We start from the raw sequence: 26,763 nt of genomic DNA, 5'->3' as shown, positions 1-26,763 counted from the left end.
GACGTGTTCGATTTTTTTAGCGTATCAATGGCGCTAATTATCATTGATTCTGATTAATTTAATTACTAAAGCATCCATCTTCAGTTTTTTAACCCTCGATTCAGCATAAGTCTCTTCCGCACAAAATTTGTCTCCCTGACAGGTTACGAGTAGACTTCGTGCCCTTGTCATATATCGGAGAAAGAACCATGAGCGAAACGGCAACCTGGCAGCCGAGCGCGTCCATCCCCAATCTGTTAAAACGTGCGGCAATTATGACGGAAATTCGTCGTTTCTTTGCCGATCGCGGAGTGCTTGAGGTTGAGACGCCTTGCATGAGTCAGGCGACGGTAACAGACATTCATTTGTTCCCGTTTGAGACGCGTTTCGTTGGACCTGGTCATTCGCAGGGGATGAACCTCTACCTGATGACCAGCCCGGAATACCACATGAAACGCCTGCTGGTGGCGGGATGCGGTCCGGTCTTTCAGCTATGCCGTAGTTTTCGTAATGAAGAGATGGGGCGTCACCATAACCCGGAATTCACCATGCTTGAGTGGTATCGTCCTCACTACGATATGTACCGCCTGATGAATGAAGTGGATGACCTGCTGCAACAGGTGCTCGATTGCCAGCCCGCAGAAAGCCTCTCTTACCAGCAGGCGTTTCAACGCCATCTCGAGCTTGACCCGCTGTCAGCAGATAAAACCCAGTTGCGTGAAGCCGCAGCAAAACTGGATTTAAGCAATATTGCGGATACAGAAGGAGACCGGGACACGCTGCTGCAACTGCTGTTTGCCATGGGCGTCGAACCGCATATTGGTAAAGAGAAACCCACGTTTGTGTACCATTTTCCGGCGAGTCAGGCATCTCTGGCGCAAATCAGTACGGAAGATCACCGCGTGGCTGAACGTTTTGAGGTGTATTTCAAAGGTATTGAGCTGGCGAATGGTTTCCACGAGTTGACGGATGCTCGCGAACAGCAGCAACGCTTTGAACAAGACAACCGTAAGCGCGCGGCGCGCGGTCTGCCGCAGCAGCCTATCGACACTAACTTACTTGAAGCCTTAAAAGTGGGGATGCCGGATTGCTCCGGTGTGGCGCTGGGCGTAGATCGTCTGGTGATGCTGGCATTAGGGGCTGAAAGCCTTGCAGACGTGATTGCTTTTACGGTGGACAGAGCCTGATTTATTTGGCGCTGTAAAATAGCGTTATTATCCTTCATATATCCATATCATTTATAGTTTTGAATTATTCTATAAATGATATGGCTAGTTATTTTCAGATATTCTCTTCTTTGAGAGAGCGATCTCAGCGTGGAATAAAAGCAAGACGGTATTTTGTTATTCTTTTGAGTTAACGGAATGCTGTTATGGATAACTTAATTTTTTGTAAGGTGGATGAGTTTGGCTTTCCGCACTGGGATGGGATAGATTTTCTTCGTTGGATGGTATTACCGACAGATTGGGATTTGGAAATAGGAAGCGCGTATCTTTGGCTCTATAAAACAGCATGGCTGGTGCATTACAGAAGTATGATAAAACAATACGCCCATGAAGCACAAATACCTGCTCTATTACTTGCTGGTGTCGCAGTTTCAGAGGTAGGAGGTATGCCAGACAGAGCAAAAAGCATTGGTGTCTTACAAGCCAAACAGGTGATAGATGAAATCATAGGCGAAAAGAACAAATACTCAAATACAACATCAGTAGGCTCTATAGCCATTCAATTAGGCGTCGCGGCCCAAACACTGGGAATTGATCCTACTACACTCGATCACTTCCAGCAGTTTCGCCTTTCTCAGTGCCTTTTGAACAACAGCTTTAACATTAGAGTGGTTGCTTTCCATTTACGTGATTTAATTCTTTATGATAATCCAGGAATCGATACCACTATTCTTACCGATGAGCAGATCATACTTGCAGGATCTCGTTATAATCGTGGAACCCAAAGAAGTGCAAACGATATTATCAGCTCTATTCATGACCCAATAGGTTCACCTACGAGAGAGTACAGCGAATATGGTCGCCGTATTCTTCAAAAAAAGCAATCGCTGCTGAATATACTGGAGGAGCGATAAATGACATGGAAAATGTTTACCTTAGGATTTATTTGGTTCTGGGCCTCGATAGTTCATATCATGTTATTTTCGATACGAGATAAAGAGTGGATGATTGGCAGTGGTGAAATTAAAAATTTCTGCCAGTTGACTCGTGCTATTTTGGAGGACGATACGCGAGTTTTCGGTGTGCCAATGACGCTACCGCTCTTTCTTCCTCTGTTATACGTTATTTTCTGGAAAAAAATCCATCATTGGTATTTGTGGTTCTTGATGTTAAGTGTTTTTGCTTATTGGTTATGGCGTTTTTATTTCCGCTACCATTGGTGCTTTTAAACCAGAAGCCTTCTCCTGCAAGAGAAGGCTTCTGGTATTCTTACAAACTCCCCGCCGGACGTGCTTTCTTACCGGCAGACGTCAGCGTTTTCCCTGTCCTCGTCCCGTTCAAACTTTCCAGACGCATCTGGAACGGTGGGAATGGCATATCAATGCCATGATCATGGAAGCCCGCCAGAATCAACTGATGGATTTCATGGCGTAGAGGCATACGGTGCCCCATCTCTGCGGCATAGATACGCAGTTCGAAGATCTGAATCCCTTGCTGGAGATCGACCAGGAACACTTCCGGCGCCGGGTTGTCGATCACCAACGAACAGCGCTGCGCCGCCGTCAGCAGAATTTGCGTGACCTCTTCGCTATTGGCGCAGGAAGGCGCCGGAATGGTCAGCACCACACGCGTCACAGAGTCAGAGAGTGACCAGTTAATAAACTGCTCGGTGATAAACGCCTTGTTGGGCACGATAATCTCTTTACGGTCCCAGTCGCTGATGGTGGTCGCGCGGGTATTGATTTTCGTCACGCTGCCCGTCAGGTCACGAATAGTCACCGTGTCGCCAATACGAATCGGCTTTTCGAACAAAATGATCAGGCCCGAGATAAAGTTGGCGAAGATTTCCTGCAAGCCAAAACCCAGACCGACACCGAGCGCTGCAACCAGCCACTGTAATTTTGACCACTCAATCCCAATCATTGAGAAACCGACCAACCCGCCAATCAGCATCAGCAGATATTTGGTGATGGTGGTGATGGCATAGCCCGTGCCGGGCGTTAAATCCAGATGCTGGAGCAGCGCCAGTTCCAGCAGCGCAGGTAAATTACGGACCAGTTGCGTGGTGATAATGAACACCAGAATCGAAATTAATACCGCGCCCAGCGTAATCGGTTCCAGGCTTTCTACTCCCTGAACCGTGGAAGTGACATCCCAGAGTGAGATGTTCTCAAGGAATCCAAAAGCGGAATGGATTTCCGACCACAGCACGATGACCGACAACAGAGCGATGAGCATCAGAATCGAACGCACCAGGCGCAGCGACTGGGCGCTGATGGTGTCGAGATCCACTTCGCTTTCATCGACCTCAACGCTTCCCTCAAGACTGCTCGAATGCGCTTGTTCTTCCTCCCCCCGCGCACGCTGCGCCAGCATTTCGGCGCGGCGATGCTTGGCGCGATCAAACGCCAACCGGCGGCGCTGAATCAGCATCCAGCGGCGGATGACGTGATAAATCACCAGCAGCAAGAACCAGATGGCGACTGAGGTTTCCAGTCGCGCCAGCAGCGCCTGCGCGGTCGCCAGATAGCCAACGACAGCTGCAAAAATCGCGACGAGCGGCGCGCCCATTAGCAGATTCCATAACATCCGGTTGACTATGTTATCGCCGCTGCCCTCTTTGTCGAGATACAGCGGGATACCTGCTCGTTTCAGGCTAAGGGTGACTATCGCCAGCGCTCCGCAAATTAACATGAAGCAGAGACGTCCCAATGAAGCGGAAAACTCCCGGTCATTAAGATTATCAAACATAATCAAGGCCATGATGAGCGGCACGATAAATCCGATACTCATCAGGTAATAGCGCATCGCGCGGGCCACCCGGTGACGCGGCCAGCCAAAATGCGCCACGAACAAACCGTTTGGACGCGCAAAGGCGGCGCAAATCATCACCACCCACAGTAACGGTACGGTGGCGGTGACGCCATCGCCTATCGCAACGGCCAGCGGGTAAGGCCACGCTTCCCGCAGCCCAAACCCTAATGTGGCCCACAACACCGGAAGCGGTGAGGCGACCAGTATTGACCAGAACACGGTACGCAATGTTAGCCAGAAGTGGTCCTGCGTGACTTTTCCAACGCGGGCGGATGAACGTTCCAGAAAACGGGTGAAGTGCTTACGTGAGTAAAGACTAAAGCCAACCAGGATCAGCGCGCCAAACAGCGGCAGCAGCGTCTCTTTGCTGGTTAGCATCATGATGCTGGCTTTGCCTAGTTGGTTAAAAGTATCCAGTGAAATCAACCGACGCAGATCCTGAACGAGCTCAATCGGCCAGGAGAGCGACATCGGACTCACATCGGATGTCCAGAACAGGTAGCGGTGCGTCGCTTCGTTGACCTCTTTGAGCGCATCCTCCAACTGGCTATTGGAGACTTTCAGTTTGGTCAACTCAAGGATCAGCGTGTCTCCTCCCTGTAGCAGGGAATTCAACAGCTCGCGCTGGGTACGCAGTTGCGCATCCAGAATCCGGTTTTGTTCGGCGGTGAGCGGCTTGCCGTCAGCCTGATGAATCTGACGCAACTGAGGCTGCTTGTTAAGCAGGTCTTCATAGCGCATACGATGCACGCGTAATTGCGCCATTTCCGTATCTAACTGCTGCGGTTTGGGCATTTCCGGCAGGCGTGAAACCTGGGCGCGTAGCGCTTCGCCAAGCATATTGGAGACGCCCAGCCATTGTGCCTGCTCCCGCAGTGTATTGAGCGCCTGGCGTACCTGTAGGGTCTGACTGGTCGCCTGGCGCTGTTGCGAGGCCACCAGATCCATGCGCTGCGCTTGCTGGTTGAGTGCCTGCGACAATTCGCGGTTTACTTTGAACTGATCGACAATACCTGTTGGCAGACCATCACTGTTTTCCGCCAGCAGTTCGGTACTTTCCAGCGCGCGTTCGGCTTCGCGTTGGCGCTGGCTGTTTAGTTGATTGCGTAAGGCTTGCAGATAAGCGTCAAGTTGTTGGCTTTGTTTTTCCGCCAGTTCAGAGCGCATACGCGCCAGTTCCTGACGATTGTTTGCTGAAAGCTGCGCCAGCTCGAGTTCATCCACCAGGGCTTTGAGTTTGGCGGATTCGGCCTGCATGCCTATATTTTGCGCTTGATTCAGCGGGGTGTTGCCACTCACGGTACCGAGTCGCCGTTCAATGTCATTCAACTGGCGACGGGCATCGGTTTGTTGCTGCGGAAGTTGACTCAGCGAGTCGGCAATTTCCCGGGCGCGTTCCTGTTCCTGTTGAGCCTGGCGGCTTTTGTCCAGCAATTGACTGCTGACCTGGAGGATCTCCTGGTTCAGCGCCTCGGTGGTCATCCCCGGCGTTACGTCGCGTGGTTCGTCGCGCAGATTATTTAGCTGGGCGCGTAATGTCGCAGACAGCTTGGGGAAATTGTCGATGACTTGCTGGTATTGCTGGGCGCGCTCGAGGGAGCCTTTACGTTCCTCAAGCGCGTTCAACGCAGACTGGAGCGCCTCGATGGCCTCCGGCTGGGCGGGTTTCGCCGCTTTTGCCTGCTCCAGTTCCTGGGTGATTTGTTTGGCGTCGGGGGCTGTCGCGGCGTACGCCCCCAGGCTGAGGCACCAGGCCATCAGAAAAGTGATAATCAGGCGCACGTCAGTCTACCCTTGTCGTTAGCTTTGTTCTGTCTTGTCGTCAACCGGTGGGTTGGCGTCGTGTTCTGCGGCAATTTCCGTTTCTGCAACCGGCGCAGTTTCTACGTCTGACGGGGTGAAAATCTCGGTAGACATGGCCAGCGGCTGACCAATTTTGGTCGCAGACAGACTTTGCAGTTGTTCGACCAGATTCACTTTACCTGGCGCAAACAAGTTGATGACAGTAGAGCCCAGCTTGAAACGACCCATCTCCTGGCCTTTCAACAGTGCAACAGAACCTTCGCTTTCGCCCGCAGGCCAGGTCCAGCGTTTGATGATGCCTTCACGTGGCGGCGTGATGGTTCCCGCCCACACGGTTTCAATGCTACCGACGATGGTTGCGCCGACCAGGATCTGCGCCATCGGGCCAAATTCGGTATCAAACAGACAAATGACACGCTCGTTACGGGCAAACAGGTTCGGGACGTTTTGCGCGGTCAGATGGTTGACGGAGAACAAATCACCCGGCACGTAAATCATTTCACGCAGAATGCCGTTACACGGCATGTGTACGCGGTGATAGTCGCGCGGGGAGAGGTAAGTGGTGACAAACGAACCGTTGCGGAACAGGTCGGCCATCAGATAGTTGCCTGCCAGCAGCGCCTCGAGGCTATAGTTATGCCCTTTTGCCTGCAGAATTTTGTCTTCTTCAATGCGACCTAGCTGACTGATCACGCCGTCTGCCGGCATCACCAGGATGTTCGGGTCGGTATCTACCGGGCGCACATCGTCACGCAGCGGACGGACAAAGAAGTCGTTGAATGTGCGGTAGCTGGCGGTGTCCGGTTTCTGTGCTTCATTCATATCGACCTTGTAGTACTTCACAAACAGGTCGATAACCAGTTTAGTCAGCCATCCTGCTCGTTTGCTTGCGCCCCAACCCGCCAGGCGAGTGAGCCATAGTTTCGGCAGAATGTACTGTAGCGAAAGTTTAAATGAGTTTAACAAGGTAGCCTCCAGGCCATTGTTTTGTCGTTCTACACTTCATCCTTCAAACTGCCTCTGCGTTGGCTGTGCTCGCTCACCCCAGTCACATAGCTATCTATGCTCCTGGGGATTCACTCACTTGCCGCCTCGATGCATTTTGAATGATTTTGTGTACATTTAGCGGATCCTGAAAAAGGGGGTCGATTCTAGCGACGCTTAGCTTAGTTGTCAGTTATCCGTATCAGAAAAGTTTTTACGCGTTTTTACTTGCGCCATGCTTTCCAGAATCCGGTGATAATTTTCGAAGCGGGTCTCGGCAATCACCCCTTTCTCTACTGCCTCACGGATAGCACAGCCTGGGTCCGCATCATGTTTGCAGTCGCGGTATTTGCAATGCCCTAAATAGTCATGAAATTCGACAAAGCCGTGCGTGATTTGTTCCGGCTCAAGATGCCACAGCCCAAATTCGCGAACGCCGGGGGAATCGATGACATCACCGCCGTGCGGGAAGTGGTACAGGCGAGAAGCCGTGGTTGTGTGCTGTCCAAGACCGGAGTTGTCGGAGACATCGTTGGTCAGGATCTCTTCCTGCAGACCGAGCAGGTTATTAAGCAAACTGGATTTGCCTACGCCCGACTGACCAGCAAAAATGCTAATACGATCGGTTAATGCCTCTTCAAGCGGCTTCAGACCATTGTTTGTATGGCTGGATACCATCAATACGCGATAGCCAATGTTACGATAGATATCCATCTGTTCGTTTACGAAGGCCATGCCTTCATCGTCCAGCAGATCGATCTTGTTGAGCACGATAATCGGTTCAACCTGCAGCGTTTCGCAAGCCACCAGATATCGGTCGATAATATTGAGCGACAGCTCCGGCAAAATGGCGGAGACAATTACGATTTGGTCGATGTTGGCGGCAATGGGTTTTACGCCGTCATAAAAGTCCGGACGAGTGAGCACCGAGGTGCGTTCATGCACGGCTTCGACAATGCCTTTGACGTTTACGCCTTCCGCCGCCGCTTTTCCTGGACGCCAGACCACGCGATCGCCAGTGACCAGCGAACGGATGGTTCGACGAATATTGCAACGGTGTACTTCGCCGTTGGTGGATTCGACGTCGGCATGCATACCAAAACGGCTGATAACAATACCTTCAGCGGTTTCACCAAACAGATTGTCATCGTAATCGGCCTTCTCCGTGGACGTTTTAAGACGACGCTGGTGATTGGCGTTCACGCGGCGCTGTTGGCCTTTGGAGAGTTTATTTTTACTCAATCGTACTGGCTCCTGGTCGCCCATTGTGGGCAAAACATCTATGATACACGCTATTTTAGATGAATATAGTCACACTGAACGTGACCTCTGAAGGGTGGAAAATAGCATGAGTGCCAATGAAAACAACCTCATTTGGATAGATCTTGAAATGACGGGGCTGGATCCCGAGCGCGATCGCATCATTGAGATCGCGACGCTGGTGACCGATGCCAACCTGAACATCCTGGCAGAAGGGCCGACGATTGCCGTGCATCAGTCCGACGAACAACTGGCGCTGATGGATGACTGGAACGTGCGTACTCATACCGGAAGTGGTCTGGTGGATCGTGTGAAGGCAAGTACGGTGGGCGATCGCGAAGCGGAACTGGCGACGATTGAATTTTTGAAAGAGTGGGTGCCCGCCGGAAAATCACCTATTTGCGGTAACAGTATCGGACAGGATCGTCGCTTCCTGTTTAAATACATGCCGGAACTGGAAGCGTACTTCCACTACCGTTATCTGGATGTGAGTACGTTGAAAGAGCTGGCGCGCCGCTGGAAGCCGGAAATTCTGGATGGCTTTACTAAGCAGGGCACACACCAGGCGATGGATGATATCCGTGAGTCGGTGGCAGAACTGGCGTACTACCGCGAGCATTTTATTAAGCTGTAATCGAGTGGGGCGGATTGCGCATTTATCCGGCCCATCAGCTTGCGTCATCGCTGTTTTGCCGCTAAATTGTGCGCTTTGGCGAATTATTCGGCACTTAAACAAAAAAACAAAAAAATCGCTTTTAGGGGGGTTGCAGCAGGAAGGATTTCTCGTATAATGCGCCTCCCGTAACGACGCAGAAATGCAAATTACGACAGCAACAAATTTGCGGGAATAGCTCAGTTGGTAGAGCACGACCTTGCCAAGGTCGGGGTCGCGAGTTCGAGTCTCGTTTCCCGCTCCAAAATTTGAAAGTATCGCAAGATACAGCACCACCCAATCGCAGGATTTCGAATTGCGACAAGGCGGCAACTGAATGAATCCTTGGGAGCTTACTGAAGTAAGTGACTAAGGTGAATGAAGGCAGTCCAACGCAGTAGCGGTTCGAAAGACGAAGATTAAGCGGGAATAGCTCAGTTGGTAGAGCACGACCTTGCCAAGGTCGGGGTCGCGAGTTCGAGTCTCGTTTCCCGCTCCAAAATTTGAAAGTATCGCAAGATACGCACCACCCAAGCGGGAATAGCTCAGTTGGTAGAGCACGACCTTGCCAAGGTCGGGGTCGCGAGTTCGAGTCTCGTTTCCCGCTCCAAATTCTTATCTCAATAAAATTATCCACAACGCGTTATCACGTTGGGGACGATTTCTTTTGCTTCTGACACACTCTTGTAAACAGACTTATCCACAGGTCAGGGTATAATTCCTGGAATGCGAAAAACTTTGTCGGGTGAATAGTAACAATATAACTAGTTGAAAATGCTTGATTAATTAACATTTCGAAATGTTAATGCGATCACTTGACGATTTTTTCCCTCTTGAATCACAATGCATTTTTATTTTTATACACAAGCTGTGGATGATTCAGGCGTCACGTGGCAGACCTTTTTCAACCGCTCTGATCAGACGCTGTTTCGACGGTAATTGCACTTCTACCACACAAGCATTGCGCCGCTCAATTTGCTGGGCAACCGCCCATTCTATGTGCTCATCAAGAAGTGGGTGCTCACCTCGGCGACTTTCCAGCGCCTGAATCACCGCATCGTCCCACGGCGCATTTCCGAGTGCGACAGCAATATTTCGCAACCAGCGTAAGTGACCAATGCGGCGGATCGCTGATCCTTCCGTGACTTTCAGGAATCGAGCTTCGCTCCAGTTGAACAGTTCAATCAGTTCCGGGGCGTGTAGCGGTTGACGCGGACTGAAATCATCCTCAGTGGTCAACTGCGAGTAGCGATTCCACGGGCAAATAAGCTGACAGTCATCACAACCATAAATCCTGTTTCCTATCAGCGGGCGAAGTTCTTCAGGGATCGCGCCTTCCAGCTCGATCGTGAGATACGAGATACAGCGGCGGGCATCGACAGTGTAAGGTTCTACAATCGCACCGGTCGGACAGATTGTCATACAGGCCACGCATTTTCCGCATCCCTCTTCCTGAGGAGCGTCGATGGGCAGGGGTAAATCGATCAGTAGCTCGCCAAGGAAAAAGAATGAACCTGCCTCGCGGTTAAGTGTAAGTGAGTGCTTACCCGTCCAGCCGAGACCGGCTTTTTCAGCCAGCGGGCGTTCAAGAATGGGCGCAGAGTCGACAAACGGTCTAAAATTCAGCGAAACACAATGTTGCTGAATCATCTCGCCCAGTTTTTTGAGGCGGTTACGTAAGAGCTTGTGGTAGTCGCGACCTAAAGCATAACGACTGACGTAGCCCAACCGGGGATTTTTCAGCGTGCTGGCGAAGGCGGCGTTAGCGGGCAGATAGTTCATGCGTACGCTGATCACGCGCAGAGTACCGGGCAATAATTCATGTGGTCTGGCGCGCATCATGCCGTGGCGGGCCATCCAGTCCATCTCGCCGTGGTATTGTTTGTCCAGCCATGCCTGCAGTTTGGGTTCGGCTTCGCTGAGATCGGTATCGGCAATACCGACCTGCTGAAAGCCCAGTTCCAGCCCCCACTGTTTGATATTTTGCGCTAACTGATTGAGATTGAGGGGCTCTGACATGACGGACCATACAATGAAGAAATACCCCACAAGTATACCACACTCCATTTGGCCCGCCGATGACATCAAGAGAGTGGAGCGCGAAGCGGCAGACGCTTCAGGATTAACGCTGTACGAATTGATGTTGCGTGCGGGCGAAGCGGCGTTTCAGGTCACCCGCAGTGCATATCCAGCGGCCCGCCACTGGCTGGTGCTCTGTGGGCACGGCAATAACGGCGGTGATGGCTATGTACTGGCAAGGTTTGCGAAAGCCGCAGGCATGACTGTCACGCTGTTGGCGCAAGTAAGTGAGAAGCCACTCCCTGATGAGGCCGCGCAGGCTCGCGAGTCCTGGCTGAACGCGGGAGGCGTGATTCATGCGCCAGATATCGTCTGGCCTGCGGGAGTTGACGTCATTATTGATGCGCTTTCAGGGACTGGCCTTATGCAGGCACCGCGCCAGTCCCTTGCCGCATTGATCGAGCACGCCAATGCGCATCCCGCTCCCGTGGTGGCGGTGGATATTCCTTCCGGCCTGCTGGCGCAGACGGGCGCGACGCCCGGCGCGGTGATTAATGCCGCGCATACGGTCACGTTTATTGCGCTGAAACCCGGTTTGCTGACGGGAAACGCGCGGGATGTCACCGGGCAGTTGCATTTTGATGCGCTGGGTCTGGAAAACTGGCTGGCGAGACAGGAGAGGCAAATCCAACGCGTTGATGCCTCGCAGCTCAGCTGCTGGTTGCCACCGCGTCGTCCGACATCGCACAAGGGTGATCACGGTCGGCTGGTGATTATTGGCGGTGATTATGGTACTGCCGGAGCGATTCGTCTGGCAGGCGAGGCGGCGCTACGAACCGGCGCCGGGTTAGTCAGAGTGCTGACGCGCGCTGAAAACATTGCACCGCTGCTGACGGCCCGGCCAGAGCTGATGGTTCATGAACTGACCCCGCAGTCTCTTGAGGAAAGTCTGGCATGGGCCGATGTGGTGGTAATTGGCCCCGGGCTTGGGCAACAGGCGTGGGGTAAAAAGGCGCTGCAGAAAGTTGAGAGTTTTCGTAAACCAATGCTCTGGGATGCGGATTCGCTCAACCTGCTGGCAATCAATCCCGATAAACGTCACAATCGCGTGATCACCCCGCATCCGGGGGAAGCTGCCCGGCTGCTGGGCTGCTCTGTTGCAGAAATAGAAAGTGATCGCTTACTTTCAGCCCGCCGTCTGGTAAAACGGTACGGTGGTGTTGTAGTGCTAAAAGGCGCGGGAACGGTTGTTGACGCAGAGTCAGCTGTGCCAGCTATTATTGATGCCGGTAATGCGGGAATGGCCAGCGGCGGTATGGGCGATGTGCTCTCCGGGATGATTGGCGCATTGCTCGGACAGAAGCTTACCCCGTATGATGCAGCGTGTGCGGGATGTGTTGCCCACGGCGCGGCAGCGGATGTGCTTGCTGCGCGTTTCGGCACTCGCGGCATGCTGGCGTCCGATCTCTTTTCCACGCTCCAGCGTATTGTTAACCCTGATGTGATTGACGTAAACCATGATGAATCGAGTAATTCCGCTACCTGATGAGCAGGCAACATTAGACCTGGGACTGCGGGTAGCTAAAGCCTGTGCGGGTGCGACTGTTATCTATTTGTACGGTGATTTAGGTGCGGGTAAAACCACCTTTAGCCGCGGGTTCCTGCAGGCATTAGGCCATAAAGGCAACGTGAAAAGTCCAACCTATACACTGGTCGAACCTTATTCACTCGATAACCTAATGGTATATCACTTTGATTTATACCGTCTTGCGGACCCTGAGGAGCTGGAATTTATGGGGATCCGTGATTATTTTGCCAATGATGCCATCTGCCTGGTGGAATGGCCGCAACAAGGTAAAGGTGTACTGCCTGACCCGGATGTCGAAATACACATAGATTACCAGGCGCAAGGTCGTGAGGCGCGCATTAGCGCGGTCTCCTCATCAGGTAATTTGTTGCTGGCGCGTTTAGCCGGTTAACTTCAAGGGTGGCGGGATGATTTTTCGCATCAGAAATTGGTTGGCGGTAACACTGGCCCTGCTGTGCGCGCAGGTCGGGGCCGCCAGCCTCTCCGATATTCAGGTTTCCAACGGCGAACAACAGGCGCGGATTACGCTGAGTTTTATCGGCGATCCGGATTATACCTTTTCGCAAGACAGTAAACGTACCGTTGCGCTGGATATTAAACAGAGCGGCGTGATTCAGGGATTGCCGCTGCTGTTTAGCGGAAATAACCTGGTGAAGGCGATCCGCTCGGGAACACCGAAGGATGCGCAGTCGCTGCGGCTGGTCGTGGATTTAACCGAGAACGGGAAAACCGACGCCGTGAAGCGGCAAAACGGCGGTAATTATACCGTGGTCTTTACGATTAACGCTGATGCCCCGCCGCCACCCCCGCCGCCAGTGGTGGTGAAACGCGTTGAGACGCCGGAGATCGCGCCGCGTCCGAGTGAACCTGCACGTAATCCGTTTAAATCCAGTAACGATCGCACGACGGCTGTGGTGAGCAGCAACACGGCGACGCGTCCTGCAGCACGTGCTCCGGTGAGTAATAGCGACAAGATCGTTATTGCTATTGATGCCGGTCATGGTGGCCAGGACCCTGGCGCCATTGGTCCCGGTGGTATTCGTGAGAAGAATGTCACTATCGCCGTCGCCCGCAAACTGCGTACGCTGCTCAACGATGATCCGATGTTCAAGGGCGTCTTAACGCGTGACGGAGACTACTTCATCTCGGTGATGGGGCGTTCGGACGTCGCGCGGAAGCAAAATGCCAACTTCCTGGTGTCGATCCATGCGGATGCCGCGCCAAATCGCGATGCGACAGGGGCTTCGGTGTGGGTATTGTCAAACCGACGTGCAAACACTGAAATGGCGGGCTGGCTGGAGCAGCATGAGAAGCAGTCCGAACTGTTAGGCGGCGCGGGCGATGTACTGGCAAACAGTCAGTCTGATCCTTACCTGAGTCAGGCGGTGTTGGATCTGCAATTCGGTCATTCACAACGGGTAGGGTATGATGTGGCGACCAACATGATCAGTCAGTTACAGCGTATTGGTTCGATGCATAAGCGTCGTCCTGAACACGCCAGCCTCGGCGTGTTGCGCTCGCCAGACATTCCATCGGTGCTGGTTGAAACGGGCTTTATCAGCAACCGCAGCGAAGAGCGTTTGCTGGCAAGCGATGATTATCAGCAGCAGTTGGCTGATGCCATCTATAAAGGCCTGCGTAACTACTTCCTGGCGCACCCGGTGCAATCCGGGCCGCAGGGGACGCCTGCGCAAACTGCCAGCGCGACAGCGCCGGGTGAGATGCTAACAAACTAAGGAATAGTCATGCCGATTCAGGTTCTTCCGCCGCAACTGGCGAACCAAATTGCCGCAGGTGAAGTGGTGGAACGACCTGCGTCAGTGGTCAAAGAACTGGTAGAAAACAGCCTTGATGCTGGCGCGACGCGAATTGATATCGATATCGAACGCGGCGGCGCAAAGCTTATCCGCATTCGCGATAACGGTTGTGGCATTAAAAAGGACGAACTGGCGCTGGCGTTAGCGCGTCACGCGACCAGTAAAATCGCCACGCTTGACGATCTTGAAGCGATTATCAGCCTCGGGTTTCGCGGTGAAGCGCTGGCGAGTATCAGTTCGGTGTCGCGGTTAACGCTCACCTCCCGCACCGCAGAACAGCCTGAAGCCTGGCAGGCGTATGCCGAAGGGCGTGACATGGACGTGACGGTTAAACCCGCCGCGCATCCGGTGGGCACGACGCTGGAAGTGCTGGATCTGTTCTACAATACCCCGGCGCGGCGCAAGTTCATGCGTACCGAGAAAACCGAATTTAACCATATTGATGAGATTATTCGGCGCATAGCGTTGGCGCGTTTTGACGTCACGATCAATTTGTCGCACAACGGCAAAATGGTGCGTCAGTATCGTGCGGTAGCGCAGGATGGGCAGAAAGAGCGTCGACTGGGCGCAATTTGCGGCACCTCGTTTCTGGAACAGGCGCTGGCGATTGAGTGGCAGCATGGCGATTTGCTGCTGCACGGTTGGGTGGCTGATCCTCATCACACAACGGCGGCGCTGGCGGAAATTCAGTACTGCTATGTGAACGGACGTATGATGCGCGATCGGTTGATCAATCATGCCATTCGCCAGGCCTGTGAAAACAAACTTGGCGCCGATCAGCAACCGGCGTTTGTGCTGTATCTGGAAATTGACCCTCATCAGGTTGATGTCAACGTGCATCCCGCCAAACACGAAGTGCGGTTTCACCAGTCGCGCCTGGTGCATGATTTTATCTATCAGGGGGTTCTCAGTGTGCTGCAACAGCAGCTTGAGACACTGTTGCCGTTGGCAGAAGACGATGAGCCGACGCCAAGACCTATTCCGGAAAACCGTGTGGCGGCCGGACGCAATCACTTTGCAGAACCTGCAGTCGCGCGTGAACCTGCGACACTGCGTTATTCTTCTCCTTCCCCGGTGAGTCACACTGGCCGTCAGGCCTCCGCCCATTGGCCGCAGGCTCAGCCGGGTTATCAAAAGCAGGAGGGGGAGGTTTATCGTCAATTGCTACAGACGCCTGCTCCGGCGCAAAAAAAACAACGTCCTGATGCTGTCGAGCCAGCGCTTGCCGGACACAGCCAGAGTTTTGGTCGCGTACTTACGATTATTGGCGCCGATTGCGCGTTACTCGAAGCCAATGGTCGCATCCAGTTACTGTCGCTGCCAGTGGCTGAACGCTGGCTGCGACAGGCGCAACTGACGCCCGGAAAAGCGCCGGTTTGTGCCCAGCCGTTGCTGATCCCGCTGCGCTTAAAAGTGGCGGTTGACGAAAAGGTGGCGCTGCAAAACGCGCTTCCCTGTTTGGCGGATTTAGGGATTGAATTTCAGCTGGATGCGCAGCATGTGACCATTCGAGCTGTGCCTTTACCCTTACGCCAACAAAATTTACAAATCTTGATTCCTGAACTGATAGGCTACCTGGCGCAGCAATCTGGCTATGAGGCAGACAACATTGCCCAGTGGATTGCGCGTAATCTGATGAGTGAACATCCGCAATGGACTATGGCGCAGGCCATTACCCTGCTGGCTGATGTTGAGCGGTTATGTCCTCAACTTGTGAAGGCACCGCCGGGTGGTCTATTACAACCTGTTGATTTACATTCGGCGATGAACGCCCTGAAACATGAGTGATATCTGTAAGGCGAGCCTGCCAAAGGCGATTTTTTTGATGGGGCCGACGGCCTCCGGCAAGACCGCATTAGCAATTGAATTGCGTAAAGTTTTGCCAGTAGAGTTGATAAGCGTCGATTCCGCCCTTATTTATCAAGGGATGGATATTGGTACGGCCAAGCCCTACGCTGAAGAGTTAAAGGCCGCTCCGCACCGATTGCTGGATATTCGCGATCCTTTGCAGGCGTATTCTGCGGCGGATTTTCGTCGTGATGCCCTGGCGGAGATGGCTGACATCACTGCGGCGGGACGTATTCCGCTGTTAGTTGGCGGTACGATGTTGTATTTCAAGGCATTGCTTGAGGGATTATCGCCATTACCGTCGGCGGATCCTGAGGTCAGAGCCAGAATTGAACAACAGGCGGCAGAGCAGGGATGGGACGCGTTGCACCGACAGCTTCAGGAGATTGACCCTGTTGCGGCTGCGCGAATTCATCCAAATGATCCGCAAAGACTTTCCCGGGCACTGGAAGTTTTTTTCATTTCGGGTAAAACTTTAACGGAACTGACGCAAACGTCAGGAGACGCTCTACCGTACCAGGTGCATCAGTTCGCCATCGCCCCGGCGAGCCGTGAACTGCTCCATCAGCGAATTGAGCAGCGTTTTCATCAGATGTTGGCTTCAGGTTTTGAGGCAGAAGTACGGGCGCTTTTTGCCCGTGGAGATTTGCATACGGATTTGCCTTCCATTCGTTGCGTGGGATACCGCCAGATGTGGTCATACATTGAAGGCGAAATATCATACGATGAAATGGTTTATAGAGGTGTTTGCGCCACGAGGCAGTTGGCGAAGCGTCAGATAACCTGGTTACGAGGATGGGAAGGTGTGCACTGGCTTGACAGTGAAAACCCTGACCAGGCGCGAAACGAAGTATTACAGGTTGTTGGTGCTATCGCAGACTGAATGTGTACAATTGAGACGTATCGTGCGCAATTTTCAGAATCGAAAGGTTCAAAGTACAAATAAGCATATAAGGAAAAGAGAGAATGGCTAAGGGGCAATCTTTACAAGATCCGTTCCTGAACGCATTGCGTCGGGAACGTGTTCCGGTTTCTATTTATTTGGTGAATGGTATTAAGCTGCAAGGTCAAATCGAGTCTTTTGATCAGTTCGTGATCCTGTTGAAAAACACGGTCAGCCAGATGGTTTACAAGCACGCGATTTCTACTGTTGTCCCGTCTCGCCCGGTTTCTCATCACAGCAATAATGCCACCGGCGGCACCAGCAGTAACTATCATCACGGTAGCAGCGCGCAAGGTTCTTCTGCGCAACAGGACAGCGAAGAAACCGAATAAGGTTTGTCGCTGTTTATCCATGTCGGGGGCGCCATAATAGCGGCCCCCGCTGGTTATTTATGAGGGTTTACGCTTGTTTGACCGTTATGATGCCGGTGAGCAGGCGGTACTGGTACACATCTATTTTTCGCAAGACAAAGATATGGAAGACCTACAAGAGTTTGAATCTCTTGTCTCTTCCGCCGGTGTCGAAGCAATGCAGGTGATTACCGGTAGCCGTAAAGCACCGCACCCGAAGTATTTTGTTGGTGAAGGTAAGGCAGTTGAAATTGCGGAAGCCGTGAAAGCGACTGGCGCTGCGGTCGTGATTTTTGATCATGCTTTAAGCCCTGCCCAGGAACGAAACCTGGAACAGTTGTGCCAGTGTCTTGTTATCGACAGGACCGGTCTTATTTTAGATATTTTTGCCCAGCGTGCGCGTACCCACGAGGGTAAGTTGCAGGTTGAGCTGGCGCAGTTGCGCCATCTGGCCACACGGCTGGTCCGTGGCTGGACCCACCTTGAAAGGCAGAAAGGCGGGATTGGTTTGCGCGGTCCGGGGGAAACCCAGCTCGAAACCGACCGTCGTTTGCTGCGTAATCGTATTTTGCAAATACAGTCGCGCCTGGAGAAAGTTGAGAAGCAACGTGAGCAGGGGCGGCAGTCGCGCAAGAAAGCGGATGTCCCAACCGTATCTCTGGTGGGATATACCAACGCCGGAAAATCCACCCTGTTTAACCAGATAACCGAAGCCCAGGTCTATGCAGCAGATCAACTGTTCGCGACCCTGGACCCGACGCTGCGTCGCATAGACGTTGCGGATGTCGGTGAAACCGTGCTGGCGGATACCGTTGGTTTTATCCGTCATTTACCGCATGACCTGGTGGCAGCCTTTAAAGCTACTTTGCAGGAGACACGTCAGGCCACGCTGTTATTGCACGTTGTGGACGCTGCTGACGTACGCGTACAGGAAAACATCGAAGCAGTGGATACGGTGCTCGAAGAGATCGATGCTCACGAGATCCCGACCCTGATGGTGATGAACAAGATCGACATGCTGGACGACTTTGAGCCGCGTATCGACAGAGATGAAGAGAATAAACCAATCCGTGTCTGGCTTTCCGCGCAGACCGGAATTGGCATACCACAGCTTTTTCAGGCTTTGACTGAACGACTTTCCGGTGAGGTGGCGCAGCACACGTTGCGTTTACCGCCGCAGGAAGGCCGCCTGAGAAGCCGGTTTTATCAACTTCAGGCAATAGAAAAAGAGTGGATGGAGGAGGACGGCAGCGTAAGTTTGCAAGTTCGCATGCCGATCGTTGACTGGCGTCGCCTCTGTAAACAAGAACCAACCCTGGTGGATTACGTAATCTGACCAGGACGAAAGGCCTGAGGATTTTTGCCCAATACTTATCGGATTTTGGGTTGCAGGACGGCGGCAACGCCCCTGTAGTGCAAAAAACGGGGTATATCACCGCATAACAAATATGGAGCACAAACATGGCGTGGAATCAGCCCGGTAATAACGGACAAGACCGCGACCCGTGGGGAAGCAGCAAACCTGGCGGCAACCCTGAGGGAAATGGAAACAAAGGTGGCCGCGATCAGGGGCCTCCTGATCTGGATGATATCTTCCGCAAACTGAGTAAAAAACTCGGTGGTCTGGGTGGCGGTAAAGGTACTGGCTCTGGCGGCGGCAGTTCATCGCAAGGCCCTCGCCCGCATTTGGGTGGTCGTGTCGTATCCATCGCTGCGGCAGCTATCGTCATTATTTGGGCGGCCAGTGGTTTCTATACCATTAAAGAAGCGGAACGCGGCGTGGTGACACGCTTCGGTAAATTCAGCCATTTGGTTGAGCCGGGTCTGAACTGGAAACCGACATTTGTCGATGTTGTCACCCCGGTGAACGTTGAAGCGGTGCGTGAACTTGCTGCATCCGGCGTGATGCTGACATCTGACGAAAACGTCGTCCGTGTTGAGATGAACGTGCAGTATCGCGTGACCGATCCGCAGCGTTACCTGTTTAGCGTGACCAGCGCCGATGACAGTTTGCGTCAGGCAACCGACAGCGCCCTGCGTGGGGTTATCGGTAAATACACCATGGACCGCATTCTGACCGAAGGCCGTACTGTGATTCGTAGCGATACCCAGCGCGAACTGGAAGAGACGATTCGTCCTTACAACATGGGTATTACGCTGCTGGACGTCAACTTCCAGGCTGCGCGTCCGCCGGAAGAGGTGAAAGCCGCGTTTGACGATGCTATCGCAGCGCGTGAAAACGAGCAGCAATACATCCGTGAGGCTGAAGCGTACACCAACGAAGTTCAGCCGCGTGCAAACGGTCAGGCGCAGCGTATTCTTGAAGAAGCGCGTGCTTACAAAACACAAACCATCCTGGAAGCACAGGGTGAAGTGGCTCGCTTTGCCAAGATCCTGCCGGAATATAAAGCCGCGCCGCAAATTACTCGCGAGCGTCTGTATATCGAAACGATGGAAAAAGTGTTGAGCCATACCCGTAAAGTACTGGTCAACGACAAAGGCGGTAATCTGATGGTTCTGCCATTGGATCAGATGCTGAAAGGCGGGAACACCACCGGGGTAAAGAGCGATAACAGCGGGGCAAACAACCTGCTGCGTCTGCCGCCGGCGTCTTCCTCCAGCAACAGCGGAGCTAGCAACACCTCGTCCACCAGCCCGGGCGATATTATGGACCAACGCCGCGCTAACGCGCAGCGTAACGACTACCAGCGTCAGGGGGAATAACGATGCGTAAGTCAGTTATTGCGATTATCATCATCGTGCTGGTAGTGCTGTACACGTCTCTCTTTGTGGTCAAAGAAGGCGAGCGCGGGATCAAGTTCCAGTTCAGCAGCGTTGTGCGCGACAGCGACAAGAAACCGCTGATTTATGAGCCGGGCCTGCACTTCAAGGTTCCGTTCATTCAGTCGGTTAAAATGCTCGACGCGCGTATCCAGACGATGGATAACCAGGCCGATCGTTTTGTCACCAAAGAGAAGAAAGACCTGATCGTCGACTCTTATATTAAGTGGCGTATCAGTGATTTCAGCCGCTACTTCCTGGCAACGGGCGGTGGTGACGTTTCTCAGGCCGAAGTGCTGCTGAAACGTAAATTCTCTGACCGTCTGCGTTCTGAGATTGGTCGTCTGGACGTGAAAGATATCGTCACCGATTCTCGTGGTCGTCTGACCCTGGAAGTGCGTGACGCACTGAACTCCGGTACAGCAGGCACTGATGACGAAGTGGAGACGCCAGCCGCGGATAACGCGATTGCCGAGGCCGCTGAGCGCGTAACCGCTGAAACCAACGGTAAAGTGCCAGTCATTAACCCGAACAGTATGGCGGCGTTGGGTATCGAAGTGGTCGATGTGCGTATCAAGCAGATTAACCTGCCTGCGGAAGTCTCTGAGGCGATTTACAACCGTATGCGCGCCGAGCGTGAAGCGGTAGCACGCCGTCACCGTTCACAGGGTCAGGAAGAAGCGGAAAAACTGCGTGCAACAGCGGATTACGAAGTAACGAAAACGCTGGCGGAAGCCGAGCGCCAGGGCCGCATTATGCGCGGTGAAGGCGATGCTGAAGCGGCGAAACTGTTTGCGGATGCCTTTAGCCAGGATCCCGATTTCTACGCGTTCATTCGTAGCCTGCGTGCTTACGAGAAGAGCTTTGAAGGAAATCAGGACGTCATGGTGATGAGTCCGGACAGCGATTTCTTCCGCTACATGAAGACACCGAGCACCACGGCACGTTAAAATAACGTTCGCGGTTTTAGATAAGCAAAACCACCGGCATCCCCAGGGATGCGGTGGTTTTCTTTTTTATAAGGACAACGGATGAACTCAACAATTTGGCTGGCGCTCGCCCTGGTTTTGGTGTTTGAAGGTCTGGGTCCGATGCTTTATCCCAGGGCCTGGAAGAAAATGATCTCTGCCATGACGCAATTGCCTGAAAATACTTTACGCCGTTTTGGCGGAGGTCTTGTGGTTGCGGGCATCGTTGTCTACTACATGTTGAGGAAAACGATTGGCTGATCAAAAAGTGGGCTAATTACCCGTTTTTAGCCCGCAAAAAGTGCTGTATATCTGAAAAAGCGATGGTAGAATCCATTTTTAAGCAAACGGTGATTTTGAAAAATGGGTAACAACGTCGTCGTACTGGGCACCCAATGGGGTGACGAAGGTAAAGGAAAGATCGTCGATCTTCTGACTGAACGGGCTAAATATGTTGTGCGCTACCAGGGTGGTCACAACGCAGGCCATACTCTCGTAATCAACGGTGAAAAAACCGTCCTCCATCTTATTCCATCAGGTATTCTTCGCGAAAATGTGACCAGCATCATCGGTAACGGTGTTGTGCTGTCTCCGAGCGCGTTGATGAAAGAGATGAAAGGACTGGAAGACCGTGGCATTCCTGTTCGTGAGCGCCTGCTGCTGTCTGAAGCCTGTCCGCTGATCCTGGATTATCACGTTGCGCTGGATAACGCGCGTGAAAAAGCTCGTGGTGAGAAAGCGATTGGTACTACGGGGCGCGGTATTGGGCCGGCGTATGAAGATAAAGTTGCTCGTCGCGGTCTGCGCGTTGGCGACCTGTTCGACAAAGCCACCTTCGCTGAAAAACTGAAAGAAGTGATGGAATATCACAACTTCCAGTTGGTGAATTTCTACAAAGTTGAAGCTGTTGACTACCAGAAAGTGCTGGATGATGTGATGGCGATTGCCGACATCCTGACCTCGATGGTTGTTGATGTTTCCGACCTGCTGGACCAGGCGCGCAAACGTGGCGATTTCGTCATGTTCGAAGGTGCGCAGGGTACTCTGCTGGATATCGACCACGGTACTTATCCGTACGTAACCTCCTCTAACACCACCGCGGGTGGCGTCGCGACCGGTTCCGGCCTGGGCCCGCGTTTTGTGGATTACGTTCTGGGTATCATCAAAGCTTACTCTACACGTGTGGGCGCGGGTCCGTTCCCGACAGAACTGTTTGATGAAACCGGCGAATTCCTGTGCAAGCAGGGTAACGAATACGGTGCAACCACTGGTCGTCGTCGTCGTACTGGCTGGCTGGATTCCGTTGCTGTGCGTCGTGCTGTACAGATCAACTCCCTGTCTGGCTTCTGCCTGACCAAACTGGACGTACTGGACGGTTTGAAAGAGGTGAAAATCTGTGTGGCTTACCGTATGCCGGATGGCCGTGAAGTCACGACCACTCCGCTGGCAGCTGATGACTGGAAAGGCATTGAGCCGATCTACGAAACCATGCCTGGCTGGTCTGAAACCACGTTTGGCGTGAAGGAGCGCAGCGGTCTGCCGCAGGCAGCGCTGAACTACATCAAACGTATTGAAGAACTGACCGGTGTGCCGATTGATATTATTTCTACCGGTCCGGATCGTACTGAGACCATGATTCTGCGCGACCCGTTCGACGCATAATCTATGGTAATGCCCGGTAGCGCTGCGCTGACCGGGCCTACGGTTTGTCCGTTGTTCCAGGCCGGATAAGGCGCAAAGCGCTGCCATCCGGCTTAATCATTCGCAAGATCCTCGCTTTTTTCCTTCCCGCACTGAAATAAATTAGCGACCTGGCTGGTGGCTGGTTTATCATCAATATAATTAATACTACCAGGTATATCCCGTTTTCCCTTTTCCTGAGGTTAATGTGCAGTTAACGAGTTTCACCGATTACGGATTACGCGCGCTAATCTATATGGCGTCGCTACCGGATGGACGTATGACCAGTATTTCTGAGGTGACAGAAGTCTACGGCGTGTCCCGTAATCATATGGTCAAAATAATCAATCAGCTTAGCCGGGCGGGCTATGTGACTGCCATTCGAGGAAAAAACGGCGGTATCCGCTTGGGTAAATCTGCTGATAAAATTCGTATTGGTGATGTGGTGCGCGAGCTGGAGCCCCTGTCGCTGGTGAACTGCAGCAGCGAATTTTGCCATATAACCCCAGCCTGTCGACTCAAACAGGCGCTTTCTAAGGCAGTGCACAGTTTTCTCACGGAACTGGACAACTATACGCTTGCCGATTTGGTTGAAGAGAATCAGCCACTTTATAAATTATTGCTGGTGGAGTGACGTAAAACTCCACTGGAGCTGACAACGGAGGAACCGAGATGTCACATGATCCTTTCCAGGAACGCGAAGCTGAAAAATACGCGAACCCTATCCCGAGCCGGGAATATATCCTCGAACATTTAACTAAACGCGAAAAACCGGCCAACCGTGATGAACTGGCCATTGAACTGAATATTGAAGGCGAAGAGCAGCAGGAAGCCCTGCGCCGCCGTCTGCGTGCCATGGAACGTGACGGGCAACTGGTCTTCACTCGCCGCCAGTGTTATGCGCTGCCGGAACGCCTCGACTTACTGAAAGGCACCGTTATTGGTCATCGCGATGGCTACGGTTTTTTACGCGTCGAAGGTCGCAAAGATGATTTGTACCTTTCCAGCGAGCAGATGAAAACCTGCATTCATGGCGATCAGGTACTGGCGCAGCCGTTGGGCGCCGACCGCAAAGGCCGTCGTGAAGCGCGTATCGTGCGTGTGCTGGTTCCGAAAACCAGCCAGATTGTTGGTCGTTACTTTACCGATGCTGGCGTGGGATTCGTGGTGCCGGACGACAGTCGCCTGAGCTTTGACATTCTGATCCCGCCTGAAGAGGTGATGGGCGCGCGCATGGGCTTTGTGGTGGTGGTGGAACTCACCCAACGCCCGACCCGTCGCACCAAAGCCGTGGGTAAAATTGTCGAGGTGCTGGGTGACAATATGGGTACCGGCATGGCTGTCGATATGGCGCTGCGTACCCATGAAATCCCTTATATTTGGCCTGCAGCAGTTGAAAAACAGGTTGCCGGGCTGAAAGAAGAAGTACCGGAAGAGGCGAAAGCGGGCCGTGTCGATCTGCGTGACTTGCCGTTGGTGACTATCGATGGTGAAGATGCGCGTGACTTTGACGATGCTGTCTATTGCGAGAAAAAACGCGGCGGCGGTTGGCGTTTGTGGGTCGCGATTGCTGACGTTAGCTATTACGTGCGCCCGCCAACACCGCTGGATCAGGAAGCGCGCAATCGCGGGACGTCGGTTTACTTCCCGTCGCAGGTCGTGCCAATGCTGCCAGAGGTGCTCTCGAACGGTTTGTGTTCGCTGAACCCGCAGGTTGATCGCCTGTGTATGGTCTGCGAAATGACCGTGTCTACCAAAGGGCGCCTGACCGGCTATAAATTCTATGAAGCAGTAATGAGCTCTCATGCGCGACTGACCTACACCAAAGTTTGGCATATTCTGCAGGGTGATCAGGATCTGCGTGAACAGTATGCGCCGCTGGTAAAACACCTCGAAGAGCTGCACAACCTTTACAAGGTGCTGGACAACGCGCGTGAAGAACGCGGCGGTATCTCTTTTGAAAGCGAAGAAGCGAAGTTTATCTTCAACGCCGAACGCCGTATCGAACGCATTGAGCAGACGCAGCGCAACGACGCACACAAACTGATTGAAGAGTGCATGATTCTGGCAAATATCTCAGCGGCACGTTTTGTTGAGAAAGCCAAAGAACCTGCGTTGTTCCGTATCCACGACAAACCGACGACGGAAGCGATCAACTCCTTCCGCTCAGTACTGTCAGAACTGGGACTGGAACTACCTGGCGGTAACAAACCAGAGCCGCGTGACTACGCTGAGTTGCTGGAGTCGGTCGAAGGCAGACCCGACGCAGAAATGCTACAAACCATGCTGCTGCGCTCAATGAAGCAGGCGATTTATGATCCAGAAAACCGCGGGCACTTTGGTCTGGCGCTGCAGCAATATGCGCACTTCACGTCGCCTATCCGCCGTTATCCGGACCTCTCATTGCACCGTGCAATCAAATATTTGCTGGCGAAAGAGCAGGGCCATAAAGGTAACAGCACCGAGACGGGCGGCTACCATTACTCGATGGAAGAAATGCTGCAACTGGGCCAGCACTGTTCCATGACCGAACGCCGTGCTGATGAAGCCACACGTGACGTTTCTGACTGGCTGAAGTGCGACTTTATGCTGGATCAGGTAGGTAACGTCTTTAAGGGCGTGATTGCCAGCGTAACAGGCTTTGGGTTCTTCGTTCGTCTTGATGAACTGTTTATTGATGGCCTGGTCCACGTCTCTTCCCTGGATAACGACTATTACCGTTTTGATCAGGTTGGGCAACGTCTGACCGGCGAATCCAGTGGTCAGATGTATCGTCTGGGCGATCGCGTGGAAGTGAAGGTTGAAGCGGTCAATATGGATGAGCGTAAAATCGACTTTAGCCTGATCTCCAGCGAGCGCGCGCCGCGCAACGTTGGGAAAACGGCGCGTGAGAAAACGAAAAAAGGCGATAACGGGAAACCCGCAGGCAAACGCCGTCAGGTTGGCAAAAAGGTGAATTTCGAGCCGGATAGCGCCTTCCGTGGTGAGAAGAAAGGCAAAGCGGCTAAACCGAAAGCGGAGAAAAAAGGCGATAAAAAAGCGAAAAAACCGTCGGCAAAAACGCTTAAAATCGCTTCTGCCACGAAGGCAAAACGCGCAGCAAAGAAGAAAGTCGCTGAATAACGACATGACACTGTAGGCCGGGCGCGAGCATCGCCGCCCGGCGTTACATGCCGATGACGGCAACATTAACCATTAACGAGTACATTCATGAGTGAAATGATTTACGGCATCCATGCGGTGCAGGCCCTGCTGGAGCGTGCTCCTGAGCGTTTTCAGGATGTCTTTATTTTGAAAGGCCGTGAAGACAAGCGCCTGCTGCCGCTGATCCATGCTCTGGAAGCGCAGGGTGTTGTCATCCAGTTGGCGAACCGCCAGTTTCTGGATGAGAAAAGTGAGGGTGCGGTACATCAGGGAATTATTGCGCGTGTGAAGCCCGGTCGTCAGTATCAGGAAAACGATCTGCCGGATCTGATTGCCTCACTCGATCAACCGTTTCTGTTAATTCTTGACGGCGTGACCGACCCGCACAACCTGGGGGCGTGTCTGCGTAGCGCCGATGCGGCTGGCGTCCATGCGGTGATTGTGCCGAAGGATCGCTCTGCGCAGTTGAATGCGACAGCCAAAAAAGTCGCTTGCGGCGCAGCTGAAAGCGTACCGCTGATCCGTGTGACCAATCTGGCGCGCACCATGCGCATGTTACAGGAAGAGAACGTCTGGATCGTGGGTACGGCCGGTGAAGCCGACCATACACTGTATCAGAGCAAAATGACCGGCCGTCTGGCGCTGGTGATGGGCGCGGAAGGTGAAGGTATGCGTCGTCTGACCCGCGAGCATTGTGATGAATTGATCAGTATCCCCATGGCGGGTAGCGTTTCGTCGCTTAACGTCTCTGTAGCGACGGGGATCTGTTTGTTTGAGGCCGTACGCCAGCGCAGTTGAGGCGTTTGTTGTGCAGAAAAACCATCCAAATTAGGGATGGTTTTTTTTGTCTATAGAAAACCCCCAGCTAGGCTGGGGGTTCAGTAAAGCTTTCAGCTTTGAGCCAGTTATTAAAACCCCTTTTGATTTGTTAAAACACCTTGCGGTCTGGCAACTGCAAATGTTCAAC

At 52.9% G+C, this 26,763-nt stretch carries 22 protein-coding genes and 3 tRNA genes; 21 read left to right on the top strand and 4 right to left on the bottom strand.

Annotation, left to right across the window (positions count from 1 at the left end):
* Window positions 1-188: 188 nt before the first annotated feature.
* The 3 genes from epmA (at window position 189) to NNO04_RS13875 (ending at window position 2,374) form a co-directional block, all read left to right on the top strand.
* On the top strand, window positions 189-1,166 hold the full coding sequence (gene epmA, locus NNO04_RS13885; RefSeq protein WP_271445159.1) for an elongation factor P--(R)-beta-lysine ligase: 978 nt from the start codon (window positions 189-191) through the stop codon (window positions 1,164-1,166).
* Window positions 1,167-1,351: 185 nt separating this feature from the next.
* A complete protein-coding gene (locus tag NNO04_RS13880) occupies window positions 1,352-2,059 on the top strand; it encodes a hypothetical protein (RefSeq protein WP_271445158.1) in 708 nt (235 codons plus the stop codon).
* Window positions 2,060-2,374 (top strand): YjeO family protein, encoded by a 315-nt coding sequence (locus NNO04_RS13875; RefSeq protein WP_271445157.1) that lies wholly within the window; start codon window positions 2,060-2,062, stop codon window positions 2,372-2,374.
* A gap of 40 nt (window positions 2,375-2,414) precedes the next feature.
* Here NNO04_RS13875 and mscM read toward each other — a convergent pair whose 3' ends face one another.
* From mscM to rsgA, 3 genes are all read right to left on the bottom strand, one after another.
* Window positions 2,415-5,741 carry a miniconductance mechanosensitive channel MscM gene (gene mscM, locus NNO04_RS13870; protein WP_271445156.1) on the bottom strand — a complete coding sequence of 1,109 codons (3,327 nt, stop codon included), beginning with the start codon at window positions 5,739-5,741 and terminating at the stop codon, window positions 2,415-2,417.
* An 18-nt stretch (window positions 5,742-5,759) separates the two neighbouring features.
* Window positions 5,760-6,728: an archaetidylserine decarboxylase gene (asd, locus tag NNO04_RS13865; protein WP_271445155.1), complete on the bottom strand. Its 969-nt coding sequence runs from the start codon at window positions 6,726-6,728 to the stop codon at window positions 5,760-5,762.
* A gap of 207 nt (window positions 6,729-6,935) precedes the next feature.
* Window positions 6,936-7,988: a small ribosomal subunit biogenesis GTPase RsgA gene (gene rsgA / locus NNO04_RS13860; RefSeq protein WP_271445154.1), complete on the bottom strand. Its 1,053-nt coding sequence runs from the start codon at window positions 7,986-7,988 to the stop codon at window positions 6,936-6,938.
* A 106-nt stretch (window positions 7,989-8,094) separates the two neighbouring features.
* Between rsgA and orn the strand changes: the two genes are divergently transcribed.
* The 4 genes from orn (at window position 8,095) to NNO04_RS13840 (ending at window position 9,268) form a co-directional block, all read left to right on the top strand.
* Entirely contained in the window at window positions 8,095-8,640 is a 546-nt protein-coding gene (gene orn, locus NNO04_RS13855) for an oligoribonuclease (protein ID WP_192610815.1), read from the top strand.
* Between the two features lie 207 nt (window positions 8,641-8,847).
* Window positions 8,848-8,923 (top strand) — tRNA-Gly (locus NNO04_RS13850).
* A gap of 158 nt (window positions 8,924-9,081) precedes the next feature.
* Window positions 9,082-9,157 (top strand) — tRNA-Gly (locus NNO04_RS13845).
* 35 nt (window positions 9,158-9,192) lie between these two features.
* Window positions 9,193-9,268 (top strand) — tRNA-Gly (locus tag NNO04_RS13840).
* Window positions 9,269-9,537: 269 nt separating this feature from the next.
* On the opposite strand, the gene queG is transcribed toward NNO04_RS13840, so the two are convergent.
* Window positions 9,538-10,677 (bottom strand): tRNA epoxyqueuosine(34) reductase QueG, encoded by a 1,140-nt coding sequence (gene queG / locus NNO04_RS13835; protein WP_271445153.1) that lies wholly within the window; start codon window positions 10,675-10,677, stop codon window positions 9,538-9,540.
* On the opposite strand from queG, the gene nnr reads away from it, so the two are divergent.
* From nnr to rlmB, 14 genes are all read left to right on the top strand, one after another.
* On the top strand, window positions 10,676-12,223 hold the full coding sequence (gene nnr, locus NNO04_RS13830; protein WP_271445152.1) for a bifunctional ADP-dependent NAD(P)H-hydrate dehydratase/NAD(P)H-hydrate epimerase: 1,548 nt from the start codon (window positions 10,676-10,678) through the stop codon (window positions 12,221-12,223). The two genes, queG and nnr, sit on opposite strands and share 2 nt — an antisense overlap.
* Entirely contained in the window at window positions 12,195-12,656 is a 462-nt protein-coding gene (gene tsaE, locus NNO04_RS13825; RefSeq protein ID WP_271445151.1) for a tRNA (adenosine(37)-N6)-threonylcarbamoyltransferase complex ATPase subunit type 1 TsaE, read from the top strand. Before nnr ends, tsaE begins: the two co-directional genes overlap by 29 nt.
* Window positions 12,657-12,672: 16 nt before the next feature.
* The gene (amiB, locus tag NNO04_RS13820; protein WP_271445150.1) at window positions 12,673-14,001 is read left to right on the top strand and encodes an N-acetylmuramoyl-L-alanine amidase AmiB; all 1,329 of its coding nucleotides are present in this window, start codon (window positions 12,673-12,675) and stop codon (window positions 13,999-14,001) included.
* A gap of 9 nt (window positions 14,002-14,010) precedes the next feature.
* The gene (mutL, locus tag NNO04_RS13815) at window positions 14,011-15,870 is read left to right on the top strand and encodes a DNA mismatch repair endonuclease MutL (RefSeq protein WP_271445149.1); all 1,860 of its coding nucleotides are present in this window, start codon (window positions 14,011-14,013) and stop codon (window positions 15,868-15,870) included.
* Entirely contained in the window at window positions 15,863-16,813 is a 951-nt protein-coding gene (gene miaA, locus NNO04_RS13810; RefSeq protein WP_271445148.1) for a tRNA (adenosine(37)-N6)-dimethylallyltransferase MiaA, read from the top strand. The genes mutL and miaA overlap by 8 nt, the downstream gene beginning before the upstream one ends.
* Before the next feature lie 83 nt (window positions 16,814-16,896).
* Window positions 16,897-17,205, top strand: coding sequence for an RNA chaperone Hfq (gene hfq / locus NNO04_RS13805; RefSeq protein WP_162383027.1), 309 nt, complete (start codon window positions 16,897-16,899; stop codon window positions 17,203-17,205).
* Between the two features lie 73 nt (window positions 17,206-17,278).
* Window positions 17,279-18,559: a ribosome rescue GTPase HflX gene (gene hflX, locus NNO04_RS13800; protein WP_271445147.1), complete on the top strand. Its 1,281-nt coding sequence runs from the start codon at window positions 17,279-17,281 to the stop codon at window positions 18,557-18,559.
* Window positions 18,560-18,684: 125 nt separating this feature from the next.
* On the top strand, window positions 18,685-19,947 hold the full coding sequence (gene hflK / locus NNO04_RS13795) for an FtsH protease activity modulator HflK (RefSeq protein ID WP_271445146.1): 1,263 nt from the start codon (window positions 18,685-18,687) through the stop codon (window positions 19,945-19,947).
* A 2-nt stretch (window positions 19,948-19,949) separates the two neighbouring features.
* Window positions 19,950-20,954, top strand: a complete 1,005-nt coding sequence (hflC, locus tag NNO04_RS13790) for a protease modulator HflC (RefSeq protein ID WP_162383030.1) — start codon at window positions 19,950-19,952, stop codon at window positions 20,952-20,954.
* Window positions 20,955-21,035: 81 nt separating this feature from the next.
* A complete protein-coding gene (locus tag NNO04_RS13785; protein WP_162383031.1) occupies window positions 21,036-21,233 on the top strand; it encodes a DUF2065 domain-containing protein in 198 nt (65 codons plus the stop codon).
* A 102-nt stretch (window positions 21,234-21,335) separates the two neighbouring features.
* Complete coding sequence (gene purA / locus NNO04_RS13780; RefSeq protein WP_162383032.1) at window positions 21,336-22,634, top strand: adenylosuccinate synthase; 1,299 nt, start codon at window positions 21,336-21,338, stop codon at window positions 22,632-22,634.
* Window positions 22,635-22,860: 226 nt separating this feature from the next.
* On the top strand, window positions 22,861-23,286 hold the full coding sequence (gene nsrR, locus NNO04_RS13775; protein ID WP_162383033.1) for a nitric oxide-sensing transcriptional repressor NsrR: 426 nt from the start codon (window positions 22,861-22,863) through the stop codon (window positions 23,284-23,286).
* Window positions 23,287-23,324: 38 nt separating this feature from the next.
* Window positions 23,325-25,775 (top strand): ribonuclease R, encoded by a 2,451-nt coding sequence (rnr, locus tag NNO04_RS13770; protein ID WP_271445145.1) that lies wholly within the window; start codon window positions 23,325-23,327, stop codon window positions 25,773-25,775.
* An 87-nt stretch (window positions 25,776-25,862) separates the two neighbouring features.
* A complete protein-coding gene (gene rlmB, locus NNO04_RS13765) occupies window positions 25,863-26,594 on the top strand; it encodes a 23S rRNA (guanosine(2251)-2'-O)-methyltransferase RlmB (protein WP_271445144.1) in 732 nt (243 codons plus the stop codon).
* The last annotated feature ends 169 nt before the right edge of the window (window positions 26,595-26,763 follow it).

The sequence above is a fragment of the Citrobacter sp. Awk 4 genome, assembly GCF_028069725.1.
Lineage (GTDB): Bacteria > Pseudomonadota > Gammaproteobacteria > Enterobacterales > Enterobacteriaceae > Citrobacter_D.
Note: the sequence above shows the minus strand (reverse complement) of the source record. Positions and strands in the feature narration are given on the sequence as shown.